The following is a 567-nucleotide window of genomic DNA, read 5'->3' on the forward strand; positions in this document are numbered from 1 at the left end:
GGTACGCCGGCGGCGTCGGCACCCGTACCGGCCGGGGCACGGTCCGCCCGCCGGGCGGCGGGGTCGGCACGGGCACGGTGGCCACCCCGGCGAAGCCCGCGCCCCGGACGCCGTGGCCGACCTGCCAGGGCTCGTCGACGTCGTGGACGACGACGGGGACGTCGTGGCCGTCGAGGTCGACGAGCGTGCCGTGCCGCGCCGACCCGGGTGGTGCCGTCGCGGCGCCGGCGACCACCGCGCCGTCCACCAGCAGGGCGCCCTTCTCGCCGACGTGCCCCGCCGCCACCACGGAGCGGGGGACCGCCTGCCCGGTCTCCGCGGCCGCGCGGAGCAGCCCGCCCGACACGGCACCGAGGCCGAGGGTGGCCGCGCCCAGCACCGCGGCCTCCGGGGAGCCGTCGGCGCCGACGGCGAGCTGGGTGCTCAGCTGCGTGGACGCCACCCCCAGCGCGAGCGACAGCGGCACCGCGACGGGGGCGGGCGCCGGGGCCAGGGCCACGACCCCGCTCACGGCCGCCGCCGCCCCCGTCGCCCCCGCCCCCCAGGGCAGCAGCCGGGGGGCCTGGC

At 82.5% G+C, this 567-nt stretch carries 1 protein-coding gene; it reads right to left on the bottom strand.

What is annotated here, in order from left to right; translation table 11 throughout:
- Positions 1 to 511 (bottom strand): hypothetical protein (locus tag WCS02_RS21040; RefSeq protein ID WP_340296250.1); only part of this gene is annotated, 511 nt, incomplete at its 3' end.
- Positions 512 to 567 lie beyond the last annotated feature (56 nt).

Source organism: Aquipuribacter hungaricus, assembly GCF_037860755.1.
Classification (GTDB): Bacteria; Actinomycetota; Actinomycetes; order Actinomycetales; family JBBAYJ01; genus Aquipuribacter; species Aquipuribacter hungaricus.